The sequence below is a fragment of the Micromonospora sp. DSM 45708 genome (assembly GCF_039566955.1).
Taxonomy (GTDB): Bacteria; Actinomycetota; Actinomycetes; order Mycobacteriales; family Micromonosporaceae; genus Micromonospora.
Genome location: NZ_CP154796.1, coordinates 1,771,142 through 1,796,792 on the forward strand (window position 1 = coordinate 1,771,142; position 25,651 = coordinate 1,796,792).

16 protein-coding genes and 1 pseudogene are annotated in these 25,651 nt (G+C 68.0%); 11 read left to right on the top strand and 6 right to left on the bottom strand.

Going from position 1 to position 25,651, the window contains the following annotated elements; genetic code table 11:
• The first annotated feature begins 111 nt into the window (after nucleotides 1–111).
• From VKK44_RS08355 to VKK44_RS08400, 10 genes are all read left to right on the top strand, one after another.
• Nucleotides 112–372 carry a hypothetical protein gene (locus tag VKK44_RS08355; protein WP_343446274.1) on the top strand — a complete coding sequence of 87 codons (261 nt, stop codon included), beginning with the start codon at nucleotides 112–114 and terminating at the stop codon, nucleotides 370–372.
• Between the two features lie 11 nt (nucleotides 373–383).
• Nucleotides 384–1,829, top strand: a complete 1,446-nt coding sequence (locus VKK44_RS08360; RefSeq protein WP_343446275.1) for an APC family permease — start codon at nucleotides 384–386, stop codon at nucleotides 1,827–1,829.
• A 290-nt stretch (nucleotides 1,830–2,119) separates the two neighbouring features.
• Nucleotides 2,120–2,845 (top strand): hypothetical protein, encoded by a 726-nt coding sequence (locus VKK44_RS08365; RefSeq protein ID WP_343446276.1) that lies wholly within the window; start codon nucleotides 2,120–2,122, stop codon nucleotides 2,843–2,845.
• Nucleotides 2,842–4,053: a histidine decarboxylase gene (locus VKK44_RS08370; protein ID WP_343446277.1), complete on the top strand. Its 1,212-nt coding sequence runs from the start codon at nucleotides 2,842–2,844 to the stop codon at nucleotides 4,051–4,053. Before VKK44_RS08365 ends, VKK44_RS08370 begins: the two co-directional genes overlap by 4 nt.
• A 44-nt stretch (nucleotides 4,054–4,097) precedes the next feature.
• The gene (locus VKK44_RS08375) at nucleotides 4,098–5,231 is read left to right on the top strand and encodes a class II histone deacetylase (protein ID WP_343446278.1); all 1,134 of its coding nucleotides are present in this window, start codon (nucleotides 4,098–4,100) and stop codon (nucleotides 5,229–5,231) included.
• A 232-nt stretch (nucleotides 5,232–5,463) separates the two neighbouring features.
• Nucleotides 5,464–6,204, top strand: coding sequence for a hypothetical protein (locus tag VKK44_RS08380; protein ID WP_343446279.1), 741 nt, complete (start codon nucleotides 5,464–5,466; stop codon nucleotides 6,202–6,204).
• 4 nt (nucleotides 6,205–6,208) lie between these two features.
• Nucleotides 6,209–7,015, top strand: a complete 807-nt coding sequence (locus tag VKK44_RS08385; protein ID WP_343446281.1) for a class I SAM-dependent methyltransferase — start codon at nucleotides 6,209–6,211, stop codon at nucleotides 7,013–7,015.
• Between the two features lie 322 nt (nucleotides 7,016–7,337).
• Nucleotides 7,338–8,327: a biotin synthase BioB gene (locus VKK44_RS08390; protein WP_343446282.1), complete on the top strand. Its 990-nt coding sequence runs from the start codon at nucleotides 7,338–7,340 to the stop codon at nucleotides 8,325–8,327.
• On the top strand, nucleotides 8,327–9,070 hold the full coding sequence (locus VKK44_RS08395) for a hypothetical protein (protein ID WP_343446283.1): 744 nt from the start codon (nucleotides 8,327–8,329) through the stop codon (nucleotides 9,068–9,070). The genes VKK44_RS08390 and VKK44_RS08395 overlap by 1 nt, the downstream gene beginning before the upstream one ends.
• Nucleotides 9,067–10,140, top strand: a complete 1,074-nt coding sequence (locus VKK44_RS08400) for an SDR family NAD(P)-dependent oxidoreductase (RefSeq protein WP_343446284.1) — start codon at nucleotides 9,067–9,069, stop codon at nucleotides 10,138–10,140. The genes VKK44_RS08395 and VKK44_RS08400 overlap by 4 nt, the downstream gene beginning before the upstream one ends.
• Here VKK44_RS08400 and VKK44_RS08405 read toward each other — a convergent pair.
• The 6 genes from VKK44_RS08405 to drmD form a co-directional block, all read right to left on the bottom strand.
• Nucleotides 10,127–10,573 carry an NUDIX domain-containing protein gene (locus VKK44_RS08405; RefSeq protein WP_343446285.1) on the bottom strand — a complete coding sequence of 149 codons (447 nt, stop codon included), beginning with the start codon at nucleotides 10,571–10,573 and terminating at the stop codon, nucleotides 10,127–10,129. The genes VKK44_RS08400 and VKK44_RS08405 overlap by 14 nt on opposite strands.
• 95 nt (nucleotides 10,574–10,668) lie before the next feature.
• Nucleotides 10,669–11,379, bottom strand: coding sequence for a DISARM system phospholipase D-like protein DrmC (gene drmC / locus VKK44_RS08410; RefSeq protein WP_343446286.1), 711 nt, complete (start codon nucleotides 11,377–11,379; stop codon nucleotides 10,669–10,671).
• Nucleotides 11,369–13,435 (bottom strand): DUF1998 domain-containing protein, encoded by a 2,067-nt coding sequence (locus VKK44_RS08415; RefSeq protein ID WP_343446287.1) that lies wholly within the window; start codon nucleotides 13,433–13,435, stop codon nucleotides 11,369–11,371. The genes drmC and VKK44_RS08415 overlap by 11 nt, the downstream gene beginning before the upstream one ends.
• Nucleotides 13,432–17,133 (bottom strand): DISARM system helicase DrmA, encoded by a 3,702-nt coding sequence (gene drmA, locus VKK44_RS08420; RefSeq protein WP_343446288.1) that lies wholly within the window; start codon nucleotides 17,131–17,133, stop codon nucleotides 13,432–13,434. The genes VKK44_RS08415 and drmA overlap by 4 nt, the downstream gene beginning before the upstream one ends.
• Nucleotides 17,130–21,191, bottom strand: a complete 4,062-nt coding sequence (locus VKK44_RS08425) for an Eco57I restriction-modification methylase domain-containing protein (RefSeq protein WP_343446289.1) — start codon at nucleotides 21,189–21,191, stop codon at nucleotides 17,130–17,132. The genes drmA and VKK44_RS08425 overlap by 4 nt, the downstream gene beginning before the upstream one ends.
• Entirely contained in the window at nucleotides 21,191–24,361 is a 3,171-nt protein-coding gene (drmD, locus tag VKK44_RS08430) for a DISARM system SNF2-like helicase DrmD (protein ID WP_343446290.1), read from the bottom strand. Before drmD ends, VKK44_RS08425 begins: the two co-directional genes overlap by 1 nt.
• Before the next feature lie 319 nt (nucleotides 24,362–24,680).
• Here drmD and VKK44_RS08435 point away from each other — a divergent pair.
• Nucleotides 24,681–25,464, top strand: a pseudogene (locus VKK44_RS08435) (IS256 family transposase); the annotation flags it as partial.
• Nucleotides 25,465–25,651: the final 187 nt, after the last annotated feature.

Here is a 25,651-nt window from a genome sequence, read left to right on the forward strand (position 1 = left end):
CGGATACGAGCTTTAGTCCATCTCCGTCTCGTGAACGCCGGACGGTTGTCCCGATCACCGTCACCGGCATCTCTCGGGCACGCTGGGGCCGCCGTCACGGACGCGGGAGACGTGACGTCGGACGAGGTCGCCTGGGGGTACGCGGTGCGCCGCGAGTGGGCCAACGGCCTGCACGACCTGTTCGGCTTCACGGCCGCCGCGAAGGCCGCGAAGCGACAGCTCGACCACGAGGCCGCCTTTTGGCGTCCCGGTCCGGTGCGGCCGGTGGCCGTTTACCTCGTCGCGGCGACCTCGGTCGAGGTAGACCGGCACCCGGTGGGCGGCTGCGACCGTACGAACTGCCCGGACTCGCCGGATCGGGGCCGGCGGTGAGGGCGGCGCATGTGCAGGTCGCGCTCGCGCGACGGACGTTGAGCCCGGCGGGGTTGTGGGTGTCCGGCGCGGCGGCGTCGGCGCCGATGGTGGTGCTCGCCGGAGGCATCGTGGCTACGTACGCGACGACGCGGATAACGGCTCTGCCGCTGGTGTTCGTGCTCGTCGCCGGGGTGGTGGCGTTGCTGGCGGTGGGGTACACGGCAATGGCCCGGCAGGTGGGGCACCCGGCGGCTTACTACAGCATCCTCGCCCACGGCCTCGGTCGTGGCTGGGGTGTCGCCGCCGGCTTGGTCGCGCTGGTTGCTTACAACTGCATTCAGATCAGCCTGTACGGGCTGCTGGGGGCAACGCTCGCCGGTCAGTTCGGCGGGGCGTGGTGGGTGTGGGCGGGTCTGGCCGTGGCCGTGGTCGGGGCGTTCGGGGTGCGCGCGATCGTGCTGTCCACCCGCGTCCTGACGGGCGTGCTGGTGGCGTCGCTGCTGGTCGTCGCCGCGTTCATCGTCGCCGGGGTGGGGCAACCGGCGAACGGCGGGTTGTCCTGGGCGGGTTTCGACGCCTCCGGACTGACGGTCGGCGGCGTGGGCGGGGCGGTGGCGTTCTGCGTGGCCGCGTTCATGGGCATTGACGCGCCGGGCTCGATGGTCGAGGAGGCCGTAGACCGCCGGTCGGTGGGCCGGGCCGCCGTCGGGGCGGTGCTCGTCCTCGGCGGTGTGTATGCGCTCGCCGCGTGGGCCATGAGCGTCGCCGTTGGGCCCCCTCTCGTTGGTGAGGTGGCCGCCGATCCGACCGGGGGATTGCCGTTCTCCATCCTGGAGCGGCTCGGTGGCGGATGGGTTCCGGCAGCTGAGCTGGTCCTGGTTCTCGCGATCGTCACCTCGAAGCTGGTCTTCCACAACGTGGTGGCTCGGTACGTGTTCGGCATGGCCCGCGAGGGCGTCCTACCCGCCGGGCTCGCGCGCACCGGCAGCACGACTCGGGTCAGTGCCCCACGCGGCGGCTCGCTCGTGCAGACGGTGATCGCCGCAGTGGTGGTCGGCGCGTTCGCCCTCGGCGGGGCCGACCCCATCGCGGTGGTGTTCACCTGGCTCTCCGCCTTGGGCGCGATGGGTCTGCTGTGCTTGTTGTTGGCCGCGTCGGTGGCGGCGCTGACCGCATCAGCGGACTTGCGCGGTCCGCGGGCCGGTGTGTGGGAGTGGCGTATCGCGCCAGCGCTGGGCGTGGCCGGCGGGCTGATCTTGCTTGGGGTGATGGTCGGCAACGCCGGCTCCTTGCTCGGTGCCGCGCCGGGGTCGCTGTATCCGCTGCTGCTGCCGGTGATCCTCGTCGCGTTCGCCGTTGCTGGCGCGGTGTGGGCGGCGCATCTACGGCAAGCCCGTCCGGAGGTCTACGCCGGCATCGGCCGAGGCACACCGAAGACGAACGCTGTTCCCGACGCGATCAGCGTCTCGATCTAAAGGGGGCGACGATGATGATTCACGCGGCGACTCCTGCTTCGGGCAGGCACTACAGCGCCGGCCCTCCCGAGACTCCACGGCGGCCGGGGCGTGCCTGGCCGGACCCTGCCAGCAACGCACCGCGCCAGCCGGTCCACACCCCGAACCCCGCTGCTCACCCGTCGGGGCCCGCCATCCCCGTTTCGCAACCCGGCTACGAGCCGGGCGTGCCGGCTGGCTCACCGCCACCGTCCTCGCCTCAGCAGTCCATGGCCCCGGCGCCGTATGGGCAGGAGTACGGCGATGGCGGGGTGTCGCTGGAGGAGCGTCGGTGGGCTGACTTGCGGCGGCAGGTGGCGTACCGGTGTAGGCGGATCAACACCGGTCACATGGTGGAGGCCGATCAGCGGTTAGGCAGCCGTGACGCGCTCGGCCCGCACGGCGTGATGCTTTTCTTCGTCAGCGACGCACCGGCCGAGCCACACGGCTACCGGCTGCACACCGCCTACCGGTTATGGCTGGCCTCCCCGGAAGCCGATGACCTGCCCGGGCTACTCGCCGACCTCGACGATGTGGCCCGGGACAACATCACCCGCGCGGCGTCCGTTCACCGCCGGTGGCATCCCCTCGGCCCGGACGGCTCGATGGTCAACGGCGGAGACATGACCCAGTCCGCCGGGTCGACCTACGTCGGGATCGGCGTGAGCACCCTCGACTCCGACCAGGGCCGCTGGAACCAGGTCGCCCACACCCTGCGAGACCTACCCGGCCGGCGGCTGTCGGCGTTCGACCTCAAAGGCCAGGCGTACGCGCTACTGACCGACGGCACCGTCCTGCACATCGACCGTGACCCGCACGCCCGCCTGGGCGTGGACGGAGTCCGCTGCAACCGCACCCTCGACCCGGACCGCATCACCTACTACAACCCCCACAGCAACCTGACCCAGCCCGAGGACACGGACGCCCGAGCGGTGTGGCGACACCTTCAGGTGCTGCACCACACCCTGACCACACACCTGCACGGGCGGTCAGCGTGACCCAGACCGTGAACCTCACCGACGCTGCGGACCTGAGCTGCGCACCGATCGACGTAGCGGCCGTGCTGGAGCACCTCGTCCGCGAAGCCGACGCCGCGGCGACCACGAGCATCGGGTTCCCCGGCGCCGTGGACCTCGACCACACGGAGGTCATGACGCGTCTCGGCGGCAGGCTGTGGAACAACATCGGAGATCCCGCCGACACCGGCGGCGTGGCCCACACCCGAGCGCTGGAACGCGCGGTCATCACCTGGGTCGCGGACCTGGTCGCCATGCCCGCCGACGACCGGTGGGGCTACGTCAGCAGCGGCGGCACGGAAAGCAACCTGTCCGCCCTGCACGCCGCACACCGGCGCGATGCCACGGCGCGGATCTACTACTCGACCGCAGGCCACTACTCCGTGCCGAAAATCGTCGGTCTGCTCGGCGCGAAGGGTGTTCCGGTCCGGGCCCACGCCGATGGGGAGATGGACTACACCCACCTCGCCGAGCAGCTTCACCGGCGGCGCCGCTGGCCGGCGATCGTCGTCGCGACCGCCGGCACCACCATGACCGAGGCCGTCGACGACCCCAGCCGCATCCGCGCCATCCTCGACGACCACCACCCCGGCGGGCACCTGCACGTCGACGCCGCCCTGTCCGGCATTCCTCTCGCCCTGGACGGACGACTGCGCCTCGATAACGCCAGCAGAATCGGCAGCATCGCGATCAGTGGCCACAAGTTCTTCGGTACACCGACACCGTGCGGCATCGTCCTCATGCGCGATCATCTTCGCCCCGCCGGCTCTCGGGTGGCCTATACCGCCACGGCGGACACCACCATCACCGGCTCCCGCTGCGGCCTCTCGGCCGCGCTGCTGTGGCACGCCATCGCCGTGCACGGACGAGAAGGCCACCGCTGGCGGACCACCGAGGCCCGCCGGCTCGCCGCCTACACCACCGAGCGCCTCAACACCGTCGGCTGGCCCGCCTCGCGGCACCCGCACGCCTTCACCGTCGTCCTACCCACCCCGCCACAACAGGTACGCCGCAAATGGCTCCTGGCCACCGATGGCGACACCAGCCACCTGATCTGCATGCCCGGCATCACCCCGGGCGTGATCGACGCCTTTGTCGCCGATGTCGCCGCCGCTAGCCGACTGCGATCCAGACCGATTCCACGACCCCGGCCCGCGCCGGCAACACCCGCCGACGCCTGCGCGCACTAGCTACGCCGGCACCAGCCTTTTCCGACCGACCGAAGGGCAACGTCATGACCACCGGCTACGTCTTCCATCCCGAATACCTGTGGCACGACACCGGAACCAGCGCCGGTCTGCTGCCCGCCGACCCACGCGCCGGTGTCCAGCCCGCCGTGCACGTCGAGAACCCGGAGGCGAAACGACGCGTCCACGAGCTGATCCACGCCTCAGGACTGCTGGGCGAGCTGACGGTCATCGAGCCCCGGCGGGCCACCGTCGAGGAACTACAGCGCGTCCACACTGACGCCTACATCCAGCACGTCAAGGCCCAAAGCGACCTACGCGGCGGGGGAGGTGATGCCGGAGACGGCTTCTCTCCGGTCGGACACGGCAGCTACGACATCGCCCGCCTGGCCGCCGGAGGGCTGATCGAACTCGTCACCGCCGCCGCCCAGGGCGACATCACCAACGGCTACGCCCTCGTGCGCCCGCCCGGCCACCACGCCACCGCCAGCCAGGGAATGGGCTTCTGCCTATTCAACTCGATCGCCGTCGCCGCCCGCCATGCCCAGACCGAACTCGGGCTCGCGCGGGTCGCGGTCGTGGACTGGGACGCCCACCACGGCAACGGCACCCAAGCCATCTTCTACGACGACCCCAGCGTGCTCACGATCAGCCTCCACCAGGCCGGGTGTTTCCCACCCGACTCCGGCTGGATCCACGAGAACGGCACCGGCAACGGTGTCGGCTATGCCCTCAACGTGCCCCTGCCACCGGGCAGCGGCCACGCCGCCTACCTCAACACGATGACCGACGTCGTCCTGCCCGCCCTGTACTGCTTCTCCCCGGACCTGATCCTGCTCGCCAACGGCTTCGACGCTGGCGTGTTCGACCCCCTCGCCCGGCAGATGCTCACCGCCGCCTCCTACCGCGAGATGACCCGCCTGCTCGTCGGCGTCGCCGACCAGCTCTGCCACGGCCGGCTCATCGCCGCCCACGAAGGCGGCTACAGCCCCTTCTACACCCCCTACTGCGCACTGGCCTTCCTTGAAGAACTCGCCGGCACCGCCACCCACGTCACCGACCCTTTCGCCGCCGTCGTCGCCGGCTACGCCGCCGAACCCCTCACCCCCCGGCAACGCAACGTCATCTACGAGGCCTCGGAACTCCTGTCCCGCATCCAGATGACCGTCCCGTCCGCCTGAGAAACGACCAGAAACCGAAATGAACACCAGCACCAGCACCGTCGCCGCCACCGCCGCCGCGACCCTCCTCGTCGCGGCGGCACAGGTGAGCACCCTTCCCAGACCCCTCCCCGCAGCCAGAACTCACGTGAGCGCCGGAGCCGGTTGCACTGTGCCGAGGCTGTCTCCACATCACGGCTCGTCGAGATCCACACCAGGGGTGCGGCTGCGCCCTGGAAGCCCGGCTCGTCCGGTGCTGCTGGACCTCGCCGCGCGGGTCACCGTCACGCCATGCGACGCGACGACCGGACGATTCGATGTCGTGCACCACCAGCTCTGGGCCTACGACGAGACCGGCACCCTGAGAGAACGCCAAGCGGTGCGCTGGTACGCCCCCGACGACTCCGGCGCGGAGCTCGCCACACGGTCACCGAGCCGCAAGGTTACACAAGACTGGTGGCAACCTGGCGAACTGCGGATTCGGGACCTCACCAACGCCTACACGACGAGTACCTGGCTGATCAGCAGTGCCCAAGACAACGGACGCGGAGACGACACCGCAGCGCTGCTGAACGGCCTCGCGACGCTGGCGCTCTGGTACAGCCCGAACCGGCAGCAACGGAGCCTCGCGCTGCAGATCCTCGCCGACGCCAACGGCCTGACCGCGCACCCAGCAACCCTCGACCAGGCCGGACGCACCGGGGTCGCTCTCGCCGCGACCAGCGAGAAGGACCGGACCCGGCACCTGCTGATCCTCGACGCCGGCACCGGGCAGATCCTCGCCTACGAAGCCGCGGCGCTCACCCCGAGCGGATGGCGTCCGCAGGTGTATCTCCTCCTGCTCACCCGCACCCACGCTCCCCGCCGCTGGTGGGAACCCGCCGCGAGCACCACCAACGCCCCTGCGCAACGGCAGCTGTTTCCGCGCCGTCAGCGCGTGTGGCTGATCTACCCATACCCGCTCTGCCTCACCGACCACACCGACCTGGAGTGAAGCAATGACACGGACCCAAGCGTCGCAGTCGCCCGCGCCCCTACAGGAGCTGCTCGGCCCGGCAATCCGCCACGCCCTGGAACGTATCCCGATCCGGTCCGGTCAACGCGTGCTGGAGATCGGCGCCGGCACCGGCGAGCTGACCACCCATCTGGCCGGCCTCGTCGGCCCTCACGGCAGGGTCATCGCAGTCGACAAGGACACCAGCCACCTCGCGCCGACCGCCGTCATCGACGTCTACCTACGCACTCTCGACACCGTCGACCTGCCCGGCGAACCCGACACCGTCGACATCGCCGTCGCACGCTGGCTCCACGGCCCCCTGCCCGACCCGGACGCCGTAATCCGACAGACCATCGACCGGCTACGGCCCGGCAGCTGGCTGATCCTCGCCGACCTCCCTTTCACCCCTGCTCGGGTGTTCCACCTACGCGGCGAGGACGCCGACCTGATCCAACACCTCGCGACGATGATCTACAGCCTCATCACCGGCAACGGCCGCCCCACCTGGCCCCACGACATCACCGCTTCGCTCGTCGCCGCAGGCATGAATCCCGTGTGCACCCATCGCAGCGTCGAAACCTGGACCGGCGGCAGCCCCGGCTGCCGCCTTATCGCCGACGCGGCCGAACACTTCCGGCCACACCTAATCCAACCCGAACTCAGCCACACCGACCTCGACCGATTCATCAAGCTCATGGCCGACCCCACCGTGCTCCTCAACTCGTACGAACGCCGCACCGTGCGCGCCCACAAGCCGGGCACACCACGACAGCCCGCCGCCCCGGCCACACGGGCCGCCGAAGGCTGAGACCGCACCCACCGAGATCAGGAGTGGTGGTGACCCGAACTCCACCACCCCCACTGAGTAGCCGCCGTCAGGCGGCTACCTGACCGGGCCGTCCGTGACAGGGGACAGCCACGGACGGCCCGGTTCCCGGGCCGGCGGCAGCGGGCATCCCCGGCCCCTGCCGCCGGCCCACCCGCACAGCCATCGCAGGAACTTCGGCGCCCTCAACGACGAGGACCCAGACGAGCTAGTTCACACCGGTGCTGCAGGCACGCCTGCAGCCCGGCCCGGCCCTCCGCACTCTCGCACCGCAGCCCAGCGCGCCCGATGAAGAGGAGTTCCCGTGCTCGATCAAAACGACATCCGAACCCTGCTCACGCTGCAAGGCTCCGAACGAGAAGAACTGTTCGCCCAGGCCCGTGCAGCACGCACCGACATGTATGGCGACCGAGTCGTCGTACGCGCGGTCATCGAGGTGACGAACCTGTGCCGGGTCGACTGCGACTTCTGCCCGATGCGGCGCTCCAACACCAGCACCAACGATGTCTTCCACCAGACACCGGCCGAGATGATCGAGACGGCCATCGGCGTGCGCACCCTCGGCGTCGATGTGATCTGCCTACAGGGCGGGGAAGTCCCGCAGACGACCAAGTCGGTCGGCGCGGCGCTGCCCACCATCTGCGACCTCTACGACGGCCGGGTGGAACTGCTGCTCAACCTGGGCAACAAGACCCGCGCCGAGTACGCCAGCCTGCGCGAGCAGGGTGCGACGAGCTACATCATCAAACACGAGACATCAGACGCGGATCTGTACCTACGGCTGCGGCATGAGGCGCTCACCCAGCGGCTCGCGTGCATAACGGACCTGCTGGACCTGGGGTACCGGGTCGGCTCAGGGATGATTATCGGCTTGCCCGGTCAAAGCCTGGACAGCATCGCGCATGACATCCTGCTGTGCCGCGACATGGGCGTACACATGATGTCGGCGGCACCATTCGTGCCCGCACCGGACACGCCCTTGGCTGGCGCTCCTGCCGGTGACGTCGACCTGACGCTGAACGTGCTTGCCGCGATGCGGCTCGCGCAGCCCGCGTGGACGATTCCCTCGGTCAGCGCGATGCGCGCCAGAGTCGAAGGCGGCCAGCGTCGCGGATTCGACGCCGGGGCCAACGTCATCGTCTTCAACGCCACCCCGGCCGACTTCCGCAACAAGTATCTGATCTACGGCAAGAACCGGAAGGTGTCCGACTACGACTACGCCATGGACGTTATCGCTGACGCTGGGTTGACGCCAGGCGGCTCGGTGTTCCTGACCGAGACGCGGCAACCCTGATGGCGCTTCCGGTGATGTCGGTCAACCATCCGGTCGTCATCCTCGCTCGCGGCCTCGGCACACGGCTACAGCACGTGGCACGAGGCAAACACAAGACCATCGAGATGGTCGGAGATCGCCCAATCCTCGGCTGGATCCTGCAGGAGCTTCAGGCGGTTCGACCCTCCCAGCTGTACCTGCACCTGCGCGAACCCGACGCAGAGGCCGCCGCGCTCGCGGCCCGGCACATCCAGCCCGTAGAAGTCAGCATTGGCCCACCGACCGGCTACCTGCCCGACGTCGTGGACTGCGCCCGCTACGGCGACCGGTTCACCGTGATCGAGGCAGACACCATCACCCACCCAGGTGCGCTACGGAACTTCCTCCTCCTCGCTGACCAACTCGGCGCACACGCCGAACTGTGCATGGGCGTCGCACCGCACAGCGCGAATCCGAACGGGCCGGCGGTCCTGGTCGATGACAGCGGACTGGTGACCGCCGTGAGCTGGACAGCCCAACCGTCCGGTCTGGTTCCGCTCGGCGCATGGCACTGGACGCGACACATGCTCGCCGACGCGCCAGGCTTCGCCGTCCGCTCGACCAGCATCGCCGACTACATCAGCTGGAGCATCCCGCGCGGCGCGCTCGTCGCCCCGATCGGACTCCCCGCCGGGCACAACATCAACACCCCGGCAGACCTCGACCACGCCCGGCAACAGGTCAGGGCATGGACCACTCTCCAAGAACGGAGCATCCCTGCATGAGCGTCGCCATCGTGACCGGCTCTGCCGGACTCATCGGCTCAGAAACCGCCCGGCACTTCGCCACCCTCGGCTTGGACGTCGTGGGCATCGACAACGACATGCGCCGGTATTTCTTCGGCAAGGACGGCACCACCCTGCCCAACGCCATCAAACTGATCAACGAACTCGGAGACCGGTACACCCACCTGGAACACGACATCCGCGACCGCGACACCCTCGGCAAGGTGTTCGCCCGCTACGGCAAAGACATCGCCGTCGTCGTGCACGCGGCCGGACAACCAAGCCACGACTGGTCGGTACGCGAACCACTGACCGACTTCGACGTCAACGCCGTCGGCACCGTCAACATGCTCGAACACACCCGCACCCACTGCCCCGACGCGGCGTTCATCTTCACCTCCACCAACAAGGTCTACGGCGACCGCCCCAACCAGCTTCCACTCATCGAGCTGGACACCCGCTGGGAAGTCGAACCCGGCCACGAATACGCCGACGGGATCACCGAGGCGATGCCCATCGACTCGTGCCTGCACTCGATCTTCGGCGTCGGCAAGGTCGCGGCGGACATCGCGGTACAGGAATACGGCCGGTACTTCGGCCTCAACACCGCCACATTCCGATGCGGCACCCTGACCGGCCCCGCGCACGCAGCTGCCGAGCTGCACGGGTTCCTGGCCTACCTCATGCGCTGCGCCATGGAGCAACGCACCTATCGGGTCTTCGGCTACAAAGGCAAGCAGGTCCGCGACGCGATTCACTCTCACGACCTCGTTACCGCGTTCGAGGCGTTCCTCCGCGCCCCGCGGCAAGGAGAGGTCTACAACATGGGCGGCGGACGGCACTCACACATCAGCCTGATGGAGGCGACGACACTCGCCGAGAAGATCACCGGCCACAAGATGATCACGGAGTACCAAGAGGACAATCGCGTCGGCGACCACATCTGGTGGGTCGGTAGCACGGCGAAGTTCGCCAACCACTACCCGAACTGGAAGTACGACTACGACATCGAGGCCATCCTGGCCGAGATGTATGAGGTCAACCGGCTGACGTGGATCAAGAGGCGCTGACCAGTTCCTGGTACTGCGGGGCATCAAGGAAACGCGGCACGATCTCCCCATATGCCCGCCCGAACTCCAGCGAGCGCACCTCAACGCCGTCAACGAAACGCATCGCGGCGCCCTCCCCGCACACCACATCCCCGTCCGTGGCGTCGGTCGGCGCGTAGAAGATCGAGAACTCGCCGACCGCGCCAGGGAACTTCGCCGAGGGAGCGAGGCCCTGCCAGAACAGGAGCAGCTCCTCGACCTTGAGGCCGGTCTCCTCCAACAACTCACGGTGAGCGGCGGCCAGCGGATCTTCGCCCGGGTCGACGTTGCCGCCGGGAAGGCACCAGCGGTACGGGTCCACCCGAGTGTTGCCGTCACGCCGCTGCAACAACAGACGACCTACCGGATCGACCAAGATCACACCCGCGATACGTGCATCTACTCGTACATCCACGCCGCGTAGCCTAGCCTTGGTGCGATTCCGGGCGCCGCTGCTCCCAGCCCTGATCAGTAGCCGGCATGAACCCCCGTATCCCGTGGAGCCATCCCTCATGTGACTCGCTCATACAAGATGCCATGTTTACTGCGTAGGAGCGTTTCGATCGATCCGGCGAGACCGGTGTCATGCACAAGTAGCCCCAGCTCGATGTTGGTGTTCTCGGCGCTGTAGGAGAAGTTCGCGCTGGTCAGCAGCGTGATTGCATGGTCGACGACGATGAACTTGGCATGGCTGACCACCGGCTGATGGTTTCCGGGCAGGGTCAGCGTCCGGAGTACGGTCGCGTACGGCAGGTGGGCTGCGACGGTTGTCGGGGAGCCGGCGTGGGCGTCGAGGTACACAGTGACGCTCAGGCCGGGACGCACTGCGGCGTTCTTGAGGGCAGTCCACATGCCTGAGTGCGGCGTGAAGTTGAAGCTGGAGCAGACGATCGACATGCGCGCGTCATCGATGATGCGCTGAGCTTCGCTGGTGAGCCGGCCGGTCGTAGCTTCGACGCCGGGCATGGTCCAGACGGGGGAGATGGCGGTCCGGACGGATCGTGCTCCGGCGATGGCCCGGAGTACGGCGACCAAGTTGTCCCGGTGCTCCGGACCGAGTTCGGCCGCGAGAAGTAGGCGCCTCGCCTCGCCGCGGCGGGCGGCGTGCACTTCTTTCAGTGCCTGGCCAGAGGTGCCGCCGGCTTGTAGGACGGTGGCGAGTCGTTGTGCCTCGTAGGCGGTCAGGAAGGCGCCGAGCGCCGTGTAGGGGTCAGTAGACATCGATGGTCCCGAAGAAGCCGGGGACCCGTTCGTCGTCGATCGTGGGCAGGGTGAGCAGGAATCTACGGTCGAGGAATCGATTGGCGCGTTCGCAGGAGGTCTCCGAGGCGAAGCTGCAGCAGTGGCAGGCCGCGCCGTGCAGGAAGTCCTCGCCGTGTCGTGGTGTGCGTTGCCCGCAGACGGGGTCGGAAGAGCAGCGGGCTGCTCTTCGCAGCGCGTCGAGCAGGAGCCCGTGCAGCCGTTCCGGCTGGCTGAGCGCGACCAGTCCACCGAGGGTGCCCTCGCTGTCGGACGCCGTGGTGCAGATGAGTAGGCCAGCGGCGGCGGGCCGGTCGGGGGCGGCGGGCCAGGCGTAGAGGCGTTCGCTAAGGCTGGCAGCGCCGTAACCGCAGGACATCGCCATCTCGCGGATGAGGATGTGCGCCAGGCTGTGGATCAGCCAGTAGCGCGGGGCGGGGAAGCGAGTGTCGGGGTCGATCTGGGCGGCGGTAGCGGAGAAGCGCCGGGAGAAGTTGTGCCGGTGGGCTTCGCGGTGCGCCCGCCACAGGCCGGTGGGCAGGATCTGCGCTTCCCAGGCGACGATGGCGTTCTCGTCCAGTTGCAGGAAGATGCCCTCGCCGCGGTCCTCGGTGGCTGGCACCCAGGTAGGGCGGCCGTCCCGGGTGAGCTTGACGAGCCGGCTCGCGAGGTCGTTGACCCGGTCCATCTCGTCGATGCGAGTGAAACCGATCACCGCATTGACCTTTTTCATCCGGTTCACAGCGATGACCCGGTGCACTTGCTTCGGGAGGTCGGCGGCGGTGGGCATTTCGGTGACCATTAGCCCACTGGAGTCCAGTTGCTGCGCGAACAGGCTCGGTTTTTGCAGGTAGTCCCACTCCGGCACAAGCAGCTCGACCGGGTCCCAATCGCGTAGCCTCTCCCGACGCTCCTCCTCCGACGGGGGCGGGGCGACTGCCTCGACTGCCGCCGCGGTCAGCTGTTCGTCGGTGACGCCAGCGATGTCGCACTTGTGCGCGTTGAGAAGCGAACGAAGCACGTTCGGCATGGCTGCGTAGTCGGCCAGTTCCTCCGGAGTGAGTTGCGTCCGCAATTTCGTGGCCAGCGCGGTCTGCTTCTGCTCCTCACTGCGGGGCATCACGATGATCGACTGGGTCGAGGCGAACCAGAGGTTGGACGCGCCCATCATCATCAGCGAGGTGTCCAGCCCACACTTGGGGTCGAAGGCGTTCAGGTGCGGATGCCGGCCCCGGCAGGTCGGCAGCTTCTGCTTGCCGGCCTCACCCTGAGCCTCGCCCATGCCTCGCCGCTGTTGGCAACGTTCGCAGGTGATGACTGCGCCGGCTCCCTGACCGATGTTGCTGTCGCGCAGTTTCAGGTCCGGGTGCGGGGCGGCGGGGCAGGTTCCGCCGCGGTGCACCCACAACGCGTACGGGAACTCGTCGAGGTGGCCGTTGGCGCAGGCGAGCAGGTAACGGGCGGGCACCGCCGGGCTGCGCCTGGCCTTTCCCTTCGCGGGAGCCTTGGCCTTTCCTTTCGCCGCCCCCGCGAACGTACGGCCGGGACAACTTGCGTGTTCGAAGGTCGCCAGGTCGGGCCGGAACGGGTGGGTGTTGGTGTAGCTGAACCGCGACAGCGGCCCGAGGTAGTCGCAGCCGGTGCAGCGCAGCCACTGCGGGAACACCCGGGCCGGAATGCCGAGGTCGGAGCCTTCCTGCGACATTGCGCGGGCCTTCGGCTGCCACGGGAACGGCCGCAGTTGCTGCACGCGGGACCCGAGGTGAAGCTGGACCACCTTGAGCAGCCGTGGTTCCTCGATCGTCGGTACGGTGGGCCGCCGCCGCCAGATCGGCTCCCAGTCGTCGAGGCCAGCCGGCATGATCGAGAACTGCGGCAGGTCCATGATCGAGCCGACACCGTAGGTGTAGAGCAGCGACGAGGGGCGGGCCGAGCCCACCTTGGCCCGGTTCTTGACGTTTGACTGCTCACTGTCGGCAAGTGGGTCCAACGGCTGCGCCGACTCGAAGATCATCTGCGCCGCGTCGTCGTCCGTCACTCGTCTTCTCCTTCGGGCAGCTCCCACGCCGGCGCGTCGTCGGGTTCGACGACGAACAGCCGCTCGGGTATGGGGCTGACCAGCAGGTTGATCTCCGGCTGGACCTCCCGCATCGAGTGCGCGACGACGAACGGCGCACGGTCCTGCTGGCCCTGGTGGGCCCTCGCGTTCTCCGGGCTGATCAGCAACGGCAGGTAGCTGTCGTTGTCACCGGTGCGCTCATACACCAAGGTCTTGCTCAGTTTCCCGGCGTACTTTCCCCGCGCGTTCCACTGGTCCAGCCGGTTGATCAACCGCTGGTGCGCCTGCGCCATCAGATCGTCCAGCTGGGCAGCCGGCCGGATTCGGGCAGAGAGCCGATCGACCAAGGCGGCGAGAGCGTTCTGCTCGTCACGAACCCGCCATGCGCCCCGCTCCGGCGACAGCCCATCGTCGCGGTGTGCCTGTAGCACTCGCGCCGCACTGACCAGCACCCCGTCGATGCCCCGGTCCAGAGCCGTCGGCGAGAACGGGGTAACCGACAGCGCCTCCACCTGTGCGTAGAACGTCTCGTGGTAGTGCCGGAACTGCTCGTAGTGGGCCAGGTCGCGGGGCCGCGCCCAGTTCCCGAGCGCCACGACCAGACCGGGCCGGCCGCAGTCCTCGCCTGGACGGCCGACGTCGCGGCCCACCCGCGAGGACGCCTGGATGTACTCGGCAGTGTTCTTCGGCTGCCCGACCACCAGCATCAGACCGAGCCGCTGCACGTCGACGCCGACCTGCAGCATCGAGGTGGCCAGCACCACGTCGAACGGGTCGGCCTTCGGCCGCTCCATCCGCCCGCCGACCTCCTGCTGTTCGAGCCGCTGCCGCATCGCCGCGGTCGTGGCGTAGTCGGGGTCGAACTCCAGGGCAAGGTTGTCCAGGGTGCGTCCGATGTCGACCGAGGCGATGCGGGAGGTCAGTTCGCCGGTGACCAGGCGCCCGTACGAGCCGAGCCGCCGTGGGAAACCCGATCCAGGGCGTGGCTGCCGGACCCGGTTCTGCACGTCGTCGGCCATGTAGCGGGCCATACCGGCCAATTCACGGGTCGCGTTGAAGTAGCCCACCAACGTCATGTACGGATCGGCGGCAGACCCACTGCGGTCGAACAGCAACTGCCCGGCGAGCAGCAACACCTCGGCGACCCGGATCTCCGCGCTCGACAGCCGCACCCCCTGCGCGCTCACCCCGATGTAGCGCCGGCCCGGGGTAGTCGGGCCGATCGGCAGCTCCTGTGAGAAGTACGTGTCCGCCACATCCAAGACCTGCGGCGGAAAGATCTGGACGCCGCGCCCGTACAGCCCTCGTACCTGCTCGTCGGCGCGGCGCACGGTGGCCGTCGATGCCACGATCATCGGCCGGACCGGCTTGCCGTCGGCGGTCTCCCACGACGCGAGGGTCTCGACGGCAACCTCGAACAGCCCCACGGCGGTGCCCAGCGCCCCGGTGATCAGGTGCAGCTCATCCTGAATGATCAGATCCGGCGGCCGGAGTCGTCCCACCGGGCGTACGGTCGCGGCGGGCAGGCCCGGCACGGCCTGATGTTGGGTCGTGATGCTGCAACCGGCGTAGTCCGGGTGCACGTAACCGTGCCAGCCGCAGTAGCTGCTGACATAGCCGAACAGCGACGCCGCCTCACCCTCGCGCGCCAGCCGAGCGAACTTGTCGACCGTCGCGATCACGAACGCCGGCGGCATCCGATAGATCTCCTCGTCCACCGTCAGCATCGGCAGGCCCTCATCCACCTGACCGCCCTTGGCGAACGGGCACTGCCCCATATCGTCGCCGCAGAAGACCAGCACCCGCCGGGTCATCTTGACCGGTTTCACGTTCCCAGCGCCGATCGGGCTGCCGCACCACGGGCACCGCTGCACCTGCAGCACCGTCAACCGGTGCCCGCCGTACGCGTTGGCCTTGCGCAGCTGCTCGTCCGCCTCGTTCCACCGCTTCGGGCTCACGTCGGTGCCGACCCACAACCCGATGCGGAACGGCTTGCTACCCCAGGTTGCCTCGTCCCGGCGGCGAACAAGCTCCGCCGCGCACACCAGCGTGGCGGCCCGCTGGAACTGCTGCGCGGTGAGCAGCCGCAACGTGTACCGCATCAACACGGCCACCCCGTCACGCCCGTCCAATGGCCCATCGGAGGACGCCACCATCTGCTGCCGGCGCCGGATCGCGAACGTGTATGCGGCCAGGCCCAGGTAGGCCTCGGTCTTGCCACCACCGGTCGGGAAGAACAGCAACTCCACCCGCGACAGCTCGCCGCTGCGCGCCGCCGCGGTGGGGTCGGTCAACGCTGGCAGCTGCATGAGGATGAACGCCAGCTGGAATGGCCGCCACGACGACGGCTTCTCCCGCTCGTCGGCCTCGACCTGATCGCGGGCGTTGTCGAACGACAGGCTCGGGTCGGAGCTACGCAACGCCCCGATCCGGGAGTGGACCCGCTGGTCCCGCATGACCTCGTTCATGAACCGGAAGCATGCGAACGCCTCCGGATCAGCCACCACGTGCGCCAGACCGTCCGCCAGCCGCTGCTGTGCCGCGCGTGCCTCTTCCACGACCTCCTCGGCCAGGTCCCGCAGATGCTCGGGGAGCTGTGCCGCCTTCGGGGCCTCACCGTCGAGCCAGGTCCGGTACCCGTCCACCAGCGGGGCGAGCCCGTCACGAACCTGTTCAGGGCTGGCCTTGGCCAGTGCGTCCATGGACAGCATCGCGCCTGTGACCGACCGTGCCTGCGTCTGCGGAGTCTCCGCGACCGGCAGCCACGTCGTCCACACCGCCGTCGCACGCCGTGCCCCCGGCTCCGCCCGCCAGTCCACCGAGCAGGTCCGCCCGACCGCGAACTCCAGCCGGTTGCGGTACTGCAAGTGCAACCGGCGCATTTCGTCGTCGTGCTCCGGCCACTCCTGCTCCATGACGTCGCGCACCGGCAGGAACACCGCAGCACCGCCCGCGTCGACGTGCAGCTTCGTCTGGAACAGCCACTCGTGCACTGGGATCGTCGGCGGCGTCTCCCGGTCATTGACCAGCGCGATCTCGATCAACCGCCGGCCGAAACGCGCGTCGTCGTAGGCATCGATCCGCAAACAGATCTGCCCGGATAGTACCCGCGTGTACGTCCGGCCCGGCGTCAGCTCGGCCACTGCGATCTTCTCGACGATCCCAACCGGCGTGCGCCGATACCGCCGCACCGCCCGGCCCTGCTTGTCGACCTCACCGGTCTTCACGCTCTCGTAGGTGCCCCACGACGCGGTGACCGTGAACTCCGCCAGATCGTTCGGCACCTGGAACCGCAACCCCATCGACGACGGAATCATCAGCCCTTGCCTCGGAGCCTTGTCGTCGGCGTCATCCTCCTCGCCCTCGACGTCGGTGCCATCGGCAGACTCGGCCGGAATCCCACGTTGAGCATGAAAACCTGCCGCATCAGATCGGATGCCTACCAGGCCATACCCGTCCTCAGAGCCGGCCGGATCAGCATCGGGCTCGGTCAGCTTCACCGGCGCGATATGCCCCACCAGGTACAGCTGACGCGGGCTCACCGCCAACAGCTCCTCCGGACCACCCGATGGACCGAGCAGCTCACGTTCCAGGATGTCGACCAGGTTCTCGCGAACTATGTACGAGGTGCCGTCCGGCTGGTGCGCGAGCTGCAACCCCGGCGCGGGATCGATCACAGCAACGCCTCCTGACCGTCATGGACGTCGGGCTTCCGCTGGCGGGCAGTCGCCTTTTTCGCCGCCTTTGGCTGCTGCGCTGCCGCGCGGCGCAGATTCTCCGCCAGCAACCGGTCTAGGATCTCCACCCGCGCCGCCGGGCTAACCGTCCAGCGGGTCATCTGCCGGTACGTATGGAAGCCGTAGTCGAGCGACACATCCGACCAGCGGTACGCGGCCATCACCGCCTGATCCAGCTCGACATGAATTTGCCGCATCCGGGCAATATCGGGATCGTTAGTATCGGCCAGGTCGGGATCGTTGACGAGGTTGTACAGCCTCGTTAGGCCGAGCTGACGACGCAACATAATCTCTCGCCGCTCCCGGTCCAGCACAAATCCGACCTTGTCAAGATGGTCTATCCGCTCTGGCTGTGGAAATGTTTCGAAGGCGTCAGACGGTGCGTAATTCACCGAAGTTCCGAGTGTTGGACTGTACTTTACCGCCCAACTCCAGTGGATGGAGGACGACAGTAGCGCTTGATTGGCGAACGAATCGGTCGCAAACACCGCGAGCTTGTTGCTGAATACCTGTCCGGTCGGAACCCGCATCGGCATTGCGGCTTTGCTGGTTAACACGACGACGAAGACATTTTCGAGGTTGGCAATCGCACGGCGCATTCCGGGAGCATTCTCGGCATACTGCCACCATCGCTCGCGCCGAGCTTTTCGGTTGTTCTTTGCGCGTTCAGGTCTTACGAGGTCTGATATGCGGTCAAAAGGTATTGAGTATCGTGCTGCCTCTGCCTCGCTGCGGTCCTTGAAGTCAATCACCCAGCGAGATGGCGAGCAGTCAGGGCGCGAGCTGAGGTCATCTCCGGTCAGGTAAGGAAAGAGGACTTCCGCGTTGTGCTTGTCCCTCTCGATCCACCGATGTGCCTCGTCGGGTTCTACGATGAACCCCATGCCGAGGACCGTGCACCCCTGGAACGCAACGTCCCTGTTCTCGGCCAGTCGGACTGGCGTTCCGTCGACGCACCCGGCGGGCTCCAGTAGCGGCGAGATTCGAGGAACTACGACACCATCGGCAATACGGTGCGCGCCATCAGCGACGGGTGCCCTGGTGCCCCAGATGGCGGCATACTCCAGTTGGACGCTTCCCGAGGGCCACGGAGCGCTGCGAACAGCACGAGTCAATGTGAAACCGCTCGCTACTATCCGATCGAGGCCGACCTCACGGCTGCCTCCCTGCGCAACGCTGTTGGTAGCGATTAAGCCCAGCACGCCGGTGGGCCGAAGCAGATTGACTGCTCGTAGGAGAAAGTACGCGACTAGGTCTGCCCTTCCTTTGGCGCCCGCGGCGATTTGATTGACGAGCCATTCCCGACAATTGGTTCCGATAGCGCCACTGAGCATCTTCGTGCCAAGGAATGGTGGATTTCCGACGATAGCGTCGAAGCCGCCATGGTCGACTGCGACGTCCGGGACTTCGAGTGCCCAGTGTAGCGGCTGCCAGCGTTTGTAGTCCGTCGCGACTGTCGGCGTAAGGCCTTCCTCCAAGATGGATTCCAGGAAAGCCGGGTCGGGCGACTGCCCATCCGCCGGCATCGCAGCGGCTATTGCTTCGGCGAGATTCTCGTATGCCTCGTCGAGAGCCTTGCCCGGTTTGCCGCCAACGCGGAGTCCGGCAGCGACAACGCCATCGGCTGCCTGGCGGAGCTGGGCGGTCAACTCGTGCATCCGGTTGAGCTGGCGGCGTTTTGCTGTGGCGCTGCGCTGTGGGTCGTTCTCACGTACCTCGCTGGCGAGTTCGCGGCGGATGCCGATGGCTCGCTGGATGGTGCTGTCCATGTCGCGGGCCGACAGCCTCGGCTGCTGGTGCTCGGGTGGATCGATGTGCAGGGCGCGGAGCTGCCGCAGATGGGTGAGACCGAGTAAAGAGTTGCCGTGCAGGATCTTGTCGTCGACGAAGGAGAAGGGCAGGTTCCCGTCGAGCGACACCAGCCAGAGGGAGAGCTTGCACATCTCGACGGCCATCGCGTTGATGTCTGCGCCGTACAGGCAGCGGGCGACGACTTCGCGGATTGCGTGCTGGCCGAGATCGGGCCGGGTAGCGTTGGCCGAATCCTCGTCGATCCATGCCTCGACGAGGCGGGCGGCGAGGTAGCGGGCGGCGGCGACCAGGAATGCGCCGGAGCCGGCGGCGATGTCGGCCACCTTGAGGTTGAGGATCTCGTCCGAGCCGCGCAGTTTCCAGGCGTTCCGTTCGGCGGTTTGGTGCGGGCCGGGGGAGTAGCAGAGTGGTTCGAGGGCGTGCTGGACGACCTCCTCGGCGAGGGATTTCGGCGTGTAGTGCGCGCCGGCGTTGCGCCGCGACGGCGTCTCGGTGACCACCAGACCGCCGTCCAGGACGACGGTGGGGCGGTCGCGCAGGTCGGGCCGGGTGATGGTGGCCCAGGGGAGCAGGCGTGCACGCAGGTCGTCGTCATCGGTCACCGCGCGCAGCATGCGGTCGGCGTCGTCGCTGGGCGTGGTTGCGAGCCGCTTCGCCAAGGCGTTTGCGCTCGGCGGGGTGGCAGCGGGCTGGTTCTCCTTGAGCCAGGCGATGATCGCGGTGGCCAGTTTCGCCGGAGTCGTATTGGCGTTGGCGAGCTGCTCCAGCACGGTCAGCGGGATCTCCGGCTCGGCTCCGGTCGCGCCGACGAGGCCGACCAGGGTGTCGCCGGTGACCCGGGTGCAGGAGTAGCCGAGCAGTCCTTCGTAGATGTAGCCGATCTGTTCCACGTCGACGTCTCGGAACGAGATCCGGCGTGCGTCGCCGCCCTTGAGCTGGGCGACCTGCACCGAGCGCAGGACGTGCAGCATGACCCGGTCGGAGACGGGCATGGCGAGGGTGTCGTTGTCGTTCGCGGCGATCAGGAACGGGTACTGGTCCGGGTCGAACAGCGATCCGCCGTACGCTGGCATGCGCATGTTCTCGAACGAGGCGCCCCGGTAGAGGGCCTGGCTGGTGGCGAGTAGCCGGTGCCAGGTCAGGTAGGTGCTGTCCAGCGATTCCTCGCCGTCGCGCAGCCGGCGCTGTTCCAGGTCGTCGAGTTCACCGCTGATGCCGTACCCCTGCAGGAATAGCTCGCTCTGCGGCAGCAGGCCGCGCTCCTCGGCGAAGAGCAGGAAGACGACGCGCATCATGACCGTGACGGCCGCGGAGTAGGTGTCGTGCGGGTCGTCTGGGAGCGGATCATGCAGGCCGCGCCTGTGGTGGTCGGCGGCGGTCTCGGCGAACGCCTGGATCAGCAGCTCGACGGCGCGGCGGACCTGGGCGCCGAGAGCTTCGGTGATCTCCTCGGCGGCGGCGACGGACTCCTCGAATAGCTTGGGGAGCCGCTCGTTGGGGTCACCGCCGATGATGTACTGCCGGGCGACGACGGTGAGGAAGGCGTTGCGGGTCAGCGGTTCCTCGACCCAGGTCTGGGCGTCGACGATGCCGGAGGCGACCATCGCGTCCGGCCGGGCGCAGACCAGCGCCCACCAGCGGCCGTCGGTGACGATGCCGATCGCGATGCCGGCGCCGCGCAGCATCGCTTCCATCCGGTCGATGGCGGTGGCGGCCCAGCCGTCGGTGCCGGTGGCGTGCAGGCTGTCGCGCTTGTCGACCACGCCGACCAGCGCGCCGATGCCGTCCGGCCCGTGCAGCGCGGCCTGCGGGGTGACGGAGATCCGCCGGTCGGGTGAGTGCGCGGTCACCCCGGGCGCGCAGTCGGGACTCCAGGCCAGCGAGGTACGCCAGCCGACGACGTCCCGCAGGACGGTCTGCACCCAGACGTCGCGGACCTCGGCGTACTTGGCCTGAACGGTCTCGTCGTCCGGGTCGATGTCGAGGGCTTCCCAGGCGTGGTCGAACGCCGGCCTGGCCTCGCGGAGGCCGTCGAGGCGTTCGGGGTCCAGGGCGGGCATGCCCTGCGGCCAGACCCGCTTCAGCGGCGGGATGGCCAGGAAGGGGCCGTCTGTCTCGACCAGTTCCAGCCACGCCCGGTGCAGCTCGGTGGCCGTCTTCGGGCGGAAGGTACGGGCGGTCCGCATCAGCGTGAACCTCCTCGCTGGGCGTCGGCCGGGGTGAGCGCGAACACCACCGCCGCGGCGGTGGTGTGTGGCTTGACGTCGCGGTACCGCTCGGTGATCGCCGCGATCTCCCGCTGCTCCTCGTCGCCGAGCTCGTCCAGCCGGCGGCGCATCGTGTCGATGTCGCGGCGGCGCTGCCGCTGCTGATCATCGGGAAAGAGCGCCAGTTGGTCCTGCATCTCGGCGCTGGTGAGCTGGTCCAGTGACTCGTTCAGGTTGCGGCGGAACGCGGCGAAGATCTCCCGCGCCCGGGTGACGTCTGCCTCTTCACGTTTGGCGAGCTGGTCGCTGACCCGCTGATGGCGGGACTCGGCGCGTCGCGTCATCGAGTTGAGCAGCCGGGACCGCAGCGGGGACTCCGGCTCGTTCCACTCCCTGGCCAGGTCGGCGCGGACGTCCGCAGCGGCCAGCGTCAGCCTGCCGGCGTCGAGGGCTTGGTCGAGCAGTTGCTCGGCGCGTTCCTCGGCGATGGTCCGGCGGCCCCGCAGGCGTACGCCGGCGAGGAAGATCTCCTCGTGCAGGCGTAGCCCGCCCCGGCCGACCAGCACCATCCGGGTGACGGCCGCGACGAAGGACTCCTCCAGCCCATCCACCACGACCGCCGTGACCCGGTGCAACGGCGCGTCCGCGCTCCACAGCGACCGCCGCAGCAACCGCTGAGCCTTCTTCACCAGCGGATGACCCAGGTGGACGTAGACGAGGTCCTTCCGCCCTGCCGCGGCCTTGTCGTCGAACGTGATCGGCCGTAATACGCCCGGCTCGGAGCGGGTATCCAGGCCCTTCAACGTCGACTGCCAAGCCGGACCGAGCGGCGGCACGGTGAACACGGCTGCGTCGGTCCGGTCGTCACCGGCCACCACCAAGGGCGGCTGGTGGCTGATCCGCAGCGCGGTGTCGACCACCCGCCGCAGATTCTCCGGCTCCAGGTGCAGCTCCGCCCGACTGTCGGCGTAGCCCTTCTCCAACTGGGTCAACCGGCTGTTCAGGTCCAACCCACCGGCCAACGCCTTATTGATCACGGCGTTGCCGTCGAGCGCGCCCTTCTTACGCCGTCCCGCGGAGGAACGGGTGAAGTGATCCTGGATCTCGTCGGCGACGACCTGGTTGACCGACCCGAGGTCACGCGCGACCGTCACCACCTTGCGGGCGATCCGGCCCATGAACTCCATGTCGGCGGCGTACATGGCCGCCGAACGGTCCGGGGCGAACTGGAACACCAGCGGGGTCTGCTGCTGCCCGTACCGATCGATCCGGCCGATACGCTGCTCCAACCGTGACGGGTTGAACGGGATGTCCAGGTTGATCAACCGGTGGCAGTGGTCCTGGAGGTCGATGCCCTCACCGGCTGCGTCGGTGGCCAGCAGCACCCGCACTGGGTTCTTCGCCGACGGCTCGGTGGTGAAGTGCTCGCGGATCAGCTCGCGCTCGTCGGTCGGCGTCTGGCCCTGGATGACTTCCAGCACGTCGCCGTAGCCCTGCTGCACCAGCACCCGGTGTACCCACTCCAGGGTGTGGGCGTACTCGGTGAACACCACGATGCGCTCGTTGGACCAGAACCCGCCCGGTCGGCAGATCGCATCAAGAGCTGTGATCAGCTCATCAAGGCGAGAGTCGGGTCGGCTCTCGAAGCTCAGCCCCCACTCGGCCAGTCGCTGTAACTCGCCGGGCGCGGCGGTGACCAGCGGGTCGGTGGCCTTGCTGTGCCGCAGGGCCGTCGCCTCGTCCTGCTCCCACAGGCCCTCCTCCTCGTCAGCCTGCCCCTCGCCGAGGATGTCGTCGTAGTCCCAGTCGGTCGGCGCCTGGCCCACCGACCGTGCGGCGAGGTACGACTGCAAGGTCATGCCGAACGCCCACGGGCTCGACAAGAACCGCTTCTTGAACAGCATGGCGGTGATGTCACCGGACTCGCCGGTCCCGTTCGCCTTCGCACTCTCGGTGAGAATTTGATCGAGCAGGGCGAACATCTCCTGCTCATCGGCGTGCGGTGTGAACGGGATGATCCGCAGCTCCCGAGGGCGGAAACCCTTGTCCGGCAGGTCCGACTTCAACCGCCGAACCGTCACCTCCCGCAACGCCCGCTCGTCCAGCAGCGCACCACGGCTAAACCGGCGCGAATCGATCATCTCCAACAGCGCCGTGAACGACTCCGGATGCCCGTTGTGCGGGGTGGCGCTGAGGAACAGGCGATGCTCACACTTGTCCGCCAGATCCCGGACCGCGATCGTGCGCTGCGTGTCCACGGCGTAGCCGCGCCCACCACCGATCGCCGACGGGCTGGCCGGCGCCACATGGTGCGCCTCGTCCACGATCAAGATGTCGAACGCGTACCGCCGGGCGGTCTTCGTGCTCGCCGCCTGCGCATAGACGTCACGCAGCATCCGCTGGGCGCGCACCTGCGGCAGCCACGCCATACTCACGATCACCCGTGGATACAGCTGAAACGGGTTCGCGTGCAGGCCGTAGCGGCGCCGTACCTCCCGCATCATCTCGCTGTTGATGATCGTGAAGTCCAGACCGAACTTGTCCCGCATCTCGTCCTGCCACTTCAGGGACAAGCTTGGCGGGCACACCACGATCGCGGTACGCGCCCGGTGCCGCAGCAGCAACTCCTGCACCACCAAGCCGGCCTCAATGGTCTTGCCCAAGCCGACATCGTCGGCTAGCAGGAGGTTCGTCCGGGGCGAGGACAGCGCCCGCCGCAGGGGCTCCAGTTGGTAAGCCTCCACCGCGACACCGCTGTGGAACGGCGCCTGCACGCTACGGTCGTCCGCCGAGGTCACCGCGCCCCAGCGCATCGCGTCGACGAACCCGGCGAGCGTGTTCGGGTCATCGAAGGCGTCCGGGTTGATCTGCCTCGGCAGTCCCTGAGCGGGCGTGACGGTATGGCCGACCTCCAGCTCCCAGACAACCGTCAGATCCTCACCCAGCCGGTCTTCATCGAGCGCCTGAAGCGTCACCGCGTGGTTCAGCGAGGCCACCGCTTCATCCGCCGGGCTACGCGGCAGGCCCTGCTGCTGTATGCGGGCTACCGCCCACGTGGAGCCACGCACCTCGACGACCTGTCCAAGCTGAGGAACTGGACGAATGTCGGCTGCTGGTGGCAGGGCTGGCTTGGTGGTCGAGGGGGCCATGTGGCGACCTTAGTGGACACGAGGACGGCACATGTTCCTGCGCCTGTCGGGTAGCGGACTGAGCCGACGTGCTTCCTAGCTGCATCGACGCAGGCTGACGTTGCTGCTCGTGTCGTTTGTGGTGTCAGCCTCGGGCGGCTCCGAGCCGCAGCGGGCCCCTGCTACTTTCCGGAATGCCAAGGCAGGAGGTCTCCGGTCCCAGGTTGCGTCCACTGGAGTGGTGTACGGCTTGCCCCTGATGGGCGTGTTGCGTAGATGAGAGACGGCCATCGCGTCGATCCTCAAAGACGACCAAGTCAGAGAAGGAAGAGAGAACGCGATGGCCGCTTCAGAGAGTGTGAACCCTGCTGACCTGCTGCGCGAGCAGATCGAGGGCACGTCGCCGGACGTATTGCAGGCGATGATCAAAACGTTCGCGCAGGCGATGATGTCCGCCGAGGCCGACGCGATCTGCGGCGCAGGCTACGGGCAACGCAGCTACGAGCGGGTCAACTCCCGCAACGGCTACCGGACCCGAGAATGAGACACCTGCGCCGGGACGATCGACCTGGCGATCCCGAAACTGCGGCAGGGCTCGTACTTCCCGGACTGGTTGCTGACCATCGGCGGCGGGCCGAGCAGGCCCTGGTGTCGGTGGTGGCCACCTCGTATCTGCTGGGGGTGTCGACCCGGCGGGTGGAGAAGCTCGTCGAACAGCTCGGCATCCGGCAGCTGTCGAAGTCCCAGGTCTCGGAGATGGCCACCCACCTCGACGCACAGATCGAGGCGTTCCGTAACCGGCCCTTGGACGCCGCCCACTACACGTTCGTGTGGATGGACGCGTTGACGATGAAGGTCCGCGAGGCCGGCCGCACGGTCAACGTCCACGCCTTGGTCGCGGTCGGGGTCAACGCCGACGGCCAACGTGAAGTCCTCGGCGTCGACGTCGCCTCGGACGAGGACGGGGCCGGCTGGTAGCGTTCCTGCGGTCACTGACGGCCCGCGGGCTGTCCGGCGTCCAGCTGGTCATCTCCGACGCCCACCGCGGCCTCATCGCCGCGATCGGCGCCGCCCTTCCTGGCGCGAGCTGGCAGCGGTGCCGCACCCACTACCTGCGCAACCTTGCGCTTGCTGAACACGCTGAACCAGCCAATGCCGGAGCAGATTCTCCAGGCGGTGCGCTCGACCATCGGCTTGCCAGCAGCGCTGGCCCCATCGGCCAGGAACCGGTAGCCGAACTCCGGGTCATCACGGTGGGCGTCGAACAGAGCGTTGGCCCGGTACGCGCAGCGAGTTCAGCGTCGGTGACCC